The organism is Caenimonas sp. SL110 (genome assembly GCF_001044395.1).
Lineage (GTDB): Bacteria > Pseudomonadota > Gammaproteobacteria > Burkholderiales > Burkholderiaceae_C > Ramlibacter.
The window spans coordinates 1-4,929 of sequence record NZ_JANU01000043.1; the positions used below are offsets into that span (position 1 = coordinate 1).

General features: G+C 61.9%; 5 protein-coding genes. 3 read left to right on the top strand and 2 right to left on the bottom strand.

All coding sequences use genetic code 11. The features are described from left to right. Positions 1–105: 105 nt before the first annotated feature. Positions 106–741 (bottom strand): ANTAR domain-containing response regulator, encoded by a 636-nt coding sequence (locus tag AQ12_RS18890; protein WP_048441519.1) that lies wholly within the window; start codon positions 739–741, stop codon positions 106–108. 77 nt (positions 742–818) lie between these two features. Between AQ12_RS18890 and tsaD the strand changes: the two genes are divergently transcribed. Beyond that, complete coding sequence (tsaD, locus tag AQ12_RS18895) at positions 819–1,847, top strand: tRNA (adenosine(37)-N6)-threonylcarbamoyltransferase complex transferase subunit TsaD (protein ID WP_048441520.1); 1,029 nt, start codon at positions 819–821, stop codon at positions 1,845–1,847. A 6-nt stretch (positions 1,848–1,853) separates the two neighbouring features. Here tsaD and AQ12_RS18900 read toward each other — a convergent pair whose 3' ends face one another. Continuing rightward, complete coding sequence (locus tag AQ12_RS18900) at positions 1,854–2,228, bottom strand: Hsp20/alpha crystallin family protein (protein ID WP_048441523.1); 375 nt, start codon at positions 2,226–2,228, stop codon at positions 1,854–1,856. Positions 2,229–2,398: 170 nt separating this feature from the next. Between AQ12_RS18900 and AQ12_RS18905 the strand changes: the two genes are divergently transcribed. Together AQ12_RS18905 and AQ12_RS18910 are read left to right on the top strand one after the other, a co-directional pair. Next, entirely contained in the window at positions 2,399–3,601 is a 1,203-nt protein-coding gene (locus AQ12_RS18905) for a branched-chain amino acid ABC transporter substrate-binding protein (protein WP_082151684.1), read from the top strand. 116 nt (positions 3,602–3,717) lie between these two features. Further along, a complete protein-coding gene (locus tag AQ12_RS18910) occupies positions 3,718–4,878 on the top strand; it encodes a pyridoxal phosphate-dependent aminotransferase (RefSeq protein ID WP_048441522.1) in 1,161 nt (386 codons plus the stop codon). Positions 4,879–4,929 lie beyond the last annotated feature (51 nt).

Here is a 4,929-nt window from a genome sequence, read left to right on the forward strand (position 1 = left end):
CTCCTAAAACACCATTACGAATCAAGCACTTGAGTGGTGTTTCTTAAGAGCCCGCAATGACAGCCGTGGTGCACCTATTGCGTGCGGCGCACCATGCAGGCGCATCTAGCCCAGCAAATCCGCCGCATCCAGCATCCGCTGCGCCACTTCCGCCAGCTTCAGGCCGCGATCCATCGCCGATTTGCGAAGTTGCTCGAACGCCTGTTGCTCCGATAGCCCGCGTCGCTGCATCAGCAGGCCCTTGGCGCGATCGATAACCTTGCGGTCCTGAAGCTCGGACCGGGCTTCGGCCAGTTCCTGGCGCAAGGCCTGTTCGTGCTGGAAGCGGGCTAATGCCACGTCGAGGATGGGCCTGATGCGGTCAGGCGCGAGCCCCGCCACGATATAGGCGGTCACTCCGGCGGCCACGGCGTCCTTCACGTGCGTCGTGTCTTCGTCATTGGTGAACAGCACAATGGGCCGGCGCTCGTCCCGGGTGGCCATCACCACATGTTCGAGGGAGTCGCGGGCGGCGCTTTCGGCATCGACCACGATCAGGTCCGGCTGCAACTGGGCGATGCGCTCGCGCAGGAATGTATCGGTAGGCAGCACCGCAATGATGTTGTAACCATTTTCAAGCAGGCAGATGCGCAGCAGGCGCGATCGTTCGGCCTGCTCCACCGCTTCTTCATCCTCGATGTCAGGGTTGAGGGTGTCAGGCGCAATCACCACGATTCGCAGTTGTTGGGATGGCGTCGTCATTGCTTGATTTTCGCAAGAATCGCGCCATCACCGGCCGGCGGCCCGGTGGGGTTGCAATGCATCGCTAAACTCGGGCGATGCTAGTACTAGGGATCGAATCATCCTGCGATGAGACCGGCGTCGCGCTGGTCGAGACGACCGCAAGCGAACGCCCCGTGCTGCGTGCGGACGCACTGCACAGCCAGATCGAAATGCACCAGGCTTATGGCGGTGTAGTGCCTGAACTCGCGAGTCGCGATCACATCCGGCGCGTTTTGCCGCTGGCTGAAGCGGTGCTCGCTAAAGCCGAGGTGGGGCTGTCGAACGTTGACGTGGTCGCCTATACCCGCGGCCCGGGTCTGGCGGGTGCGCTGCTCGTGGGTGCGGGTGTGGCTTGTGCATTGGGCGCAGCGCTTGGCAAGCCGGTGCTGGGCGTGCATCACCTGGAAGGTCATCTGCTCTCACCCTTTCTCAGTGCGGACCCGCCAGAGTTCCCCTTCATTGCGCTGCTGGTGTCTGGGGGTCACACGCAGTTGATGCGGGTGGAGGGCGTGGGGCGCTACGAATTGCTGGGAGAAACCATCGACGATGCGGCCGGGGAAGCTTTCGACAAGTCGGCGAAGCTGATGGGACTGGGTTATCCGGGCGGACCGGCGTTGTCGCGTTTGGCTGAGAGCGGGGACGGCAAGGCTTTCAAGCTGCCCCGACCCTTGATGCACAGCGGCAACCTGGACTTTTCGTTCGCGGGATTGAAGACGGCGGTGTTGACGCAGGCGAAGAAGCTGGGTGACACGCTAGAGGCGAACAAGGCAGATCTCGCGGCATCGACGCAGGCGGCGATCGTCGAAGTGCTGGTGAAGAAGTCGATGGCCGCGCTGGTGCAAAGCGGGCTCAAGCGGCTCGTCGTCGCCGGTGGTGTGGGCGCGAACCGGTTGCTGCGCGCCGATCTGAATTCCGCGTGCGCCCGAATGGGTGTGCGGGTGCACTATCCCGAATTGCATCTGTGCACCGACAACGGCGCCATGATTGCCATGGCTGCAGCGATGCGGCTGCAGGCAGGCGTGCAAACGGCCAACCGGTCTTACGCTTTCGACGTCAAACCGCGCTGGCCGCTGGCAGAGCTCTAGAAGCTATTACTGGATCGTGATGGTGCGTGCGTTGGAAACCGCAACCTTCTTCACCAGCGTCAGCGTCAACACGCCGTTTTCGAGCTTGGCGTTGCTGGCATCCGCATCGATGTCTTGCGGGGTTTCGTAAGCGGCTTTGTACTGGCGCTTCGCTTCGGCGGTGGTCTCGATGCGAACGATGGTGCCTTCAATGTTGATCGAGAGCTGCTCGCGTGTGATGCCGGGTACGTCCAGCGTGATGGTCCAGGCCTTGTCGTCCTGCTCGACCGATGCGCCAGAGCGGCGATCGCTGAAGAACGAGTCGTTCAGGAAGCGCTCGAAGCTGCGGTCGAAGGATTGACGCGAAGGTGCGCGGCCGTTGACGACGGGTGCAAAAAACAGGGACATGGTTTGGCTCCTTTAAACTTGGCGCGGCTCTCAAACCGTTCGATTGCCGCCTGTAGCCTATCTATCGGCAGCGCCAACTTTTTCAAGGGATTTCCAGTTTGATTTTTCTTCGTCGCCGTATCTTGAAATCTGTCGCAGGGGCATTATTTGTTCCGGCTTTTTCCATGGCGCAGCCCGCGCTTGCCCCCGTCAAGATCGCGATGATCGAGGGCCTTTCGGGTGGCAATGCCAATGGCGGCGAAGCCGTTTTTCGCAACCTCGTGTGGGCCGTCGAGCGTGTCAACCAGCGCGGCGGCGTTCGCACGGCGGAAGGCATGCGCCTGCTGCAACTCGATCGCTACGACAGCAAGGGCCAGATCGAAGAGGCGCTATCGACGATGCGCTCGGCCATCGACGATGGGGCGCAATTCATTTTCCAGGGCAATTCGTCAGCGGTCGCCGCAGCGTTGATCGAAGCGGTCAACAAGCACAACGAGCGAGAGCCGCGTCGCCGTGTGCTGTTTCTCAACTATTCGGCGGTCGACCCGATACTGACCAACGAGAAGTGCAGCTTCTGGCACTTTCGCTTCGATGCCCATGCCGATATGCGCATGGCAGCATTGATGTCCGTGCTGCGCCAGGATGCTCAGCTCAAGTCCGTTTATCTGCTGGGTCAGGACTACAGCTTCGGCCAGGCGGTGCTGCGCGAGGCGCGCAGGCAACTGGGCGCGCAGCGACCCGATGTGCAGATCGTGGGTGAGGAGTTGCATCCGCTCTTGCGCGTGAAGGACTTCGCGCCGTACGCAACCAAGATCAAGGCCAGCGGTGCAGGGGCGGTGATCACCGGCAACTTCAGCAACGACCTCACCTTGCTCGTCAAGGCCGCGCGTGAAGTCGGCTTCGACGGCAAGTTCTACACCTTCTACGGCAATGCGCTCGGCGCGCCCGCTGCAATCGGTGAGGCGGGGCTGGGCAAGGTCATCGCAGTGGCCGACTGGCTTCCCAATGCGCCGGGTGCGCAGAGCGAGGCCTTCTACGATTCATTCAGAAAGCGCTACCCCAAACCCGCCGACGACTACGTGCACATGCGCATGCAGCTGATGGTGGAAGCGCTTGCGCAAGCCATCGATGCCGCGCGCAGCACCGACGCCATCGCGGTGGCGAACGCGCTGGAGCGCGTGACTGTCAATTTCCACGGTCAGACCGGCACCATGCGTGCGGTCGATCACCAGTTCCAGCAGCCGCTGGTCGTCGGTGTGATGGATCGCGTGGGCACGCCGGGTGTGAAGTTCGATGTCGAAGGTTCCGGCTACGGTTTCCGCGTGATACGCAGCATCCCTGCCGCCCAGGCGGAAATGCCCAGCACTTGTAAGATGGTCCGTTCTTGACGGGCTGTCATTGCGGGCGTGACCCGCAATCCATGCGGCGTCTGATCACGCGCAGTCTGGATGCCGGACCAGGTCCGGCATGACAGCCTTCAAAGCCCAACCCAACCCCAATCCCCATGCGCCAAGCCATCCAGAACCTTGAAGAGTCCCGAATCCGTGAAGTTGCCAACGCGGGAATAGGCCGCAGCGATGTGCTGGCGTTCTGGTTTGGCGAGAGCGATGAGGTCACGCCCGAATTCATCCGGCGGGCCGCCATCGAGTCGCTGCAAAAGGGTGAGACGTTCTATTCGCACAACCTGGGTCTGCCTGAGCTGCGCGAGGCGGTCTCTGCATATTCCAGCAAGCTGCACGGCAAGATTGCCGCGGACCGTATCGCGATCACCTCCGGCGGCGTCAACGCCTTGATGCTCGCGGTACAGGCTCTGGTCGATGCGGGCGATGAGGTCGTCGCAGTCACGCCCGTCTGGCCCAACCTGGTGGCCCAGCCGGTCATCATGGGAGCGAACCTCAAATGTGTGCCGCTGGAGCCGAAGGGCGGTGCGTGGACGCTGGACCTGGGCAAGCTGCTGGGCTCGATCACCTCTGCGACCCGGTTGCTGATCGTCAACGCGCCCAACAATCCCACCGGATGGACGCTCACCCGCGAGGAGCAAACGGCCATCCTTGAGCACTGCCGCAAGACCGGCACATGGATTCTGGCCGACGAGGTTTACGAGCGGCTTTACTACGAGCCGACCGCCAACGGCTGCGCACCCAGCTTCCTGGACATCGCATCGACCGACGACCGGCTGGTGGTCGCGCACAGCTTTTCCAAGAGCTTCCTGATGACCGGCTGGCGGCTCGGCTGGCTGGTGATGCCGCCGGACATGACCCATCACATGGGAAAGCTCATCGAATTCAATACGTCCTGCGCGAGTGTCTTCACGCAGCGCGCCGCGCTGGCTGCAATCGAGGGGACGGACGAAGTCACACCGCGCGTCGTTGCGCACCTCAAGAGCTGCCGCGACATCCTCATTCCCCTGCTGCAGGCCATTCCCCAGGTTCGCGTCGAGCCGGCAAAAGGTGGGATGTACGCTTTTTTCCAGCTGGAGGGCTATCCGGATTCACTGGATACGGCCAAGCGCCTGGTTGTTGAAGCCGGGCTCGGACTGGCCCCGGGGAGTGCATTTGCGCCGGAGGCTGAGGGCTGGCTGCGCTGGTGTTTCGCAGCGAAGGACGCGTCGAGACTGGAAGAGGGCGTGCGCAGATTAAGCAATTGGTTGTCATTGCAAGCATGAGTTGGCTGTCATTGCGGACTCTTAAGAAACACCACTCAAGTGCTTGATTCG

What these genes read in the sequence shown, in the direction of transcription:
- AQ12_RS18890 (WP_048441519.1), bottom strand. Translation starts at nt 741, where the DNA reads ATGACGACGCCATCCCAACAACTGCGAATCGTGGTGATTGCGCCTGAC.
- tsaD (WP_048441520.1), top strand. Translation starts at nt 819, where the DNA reads ATGCTAGTACTAGGGATCGAATCATCCTGCGATGAGACCGGCGTCGCG.
- AQ12_RS18910 (WP_048441522.1), top strand. Translation starts at nt 3,718, where the DNA reads ATGCGCCAAGCCATCCAGAACCTTGAAGAGTCCCGAATCCGTGAAGTT.
- AQ12_RS18905 (WP_082151684.1), top strand. Translation starts at nt 2,399, where the DNA reads ATGGCGCAGCCCGCGCTTGCCCCCGTCAAGATCGCGATGATCGAGGGC.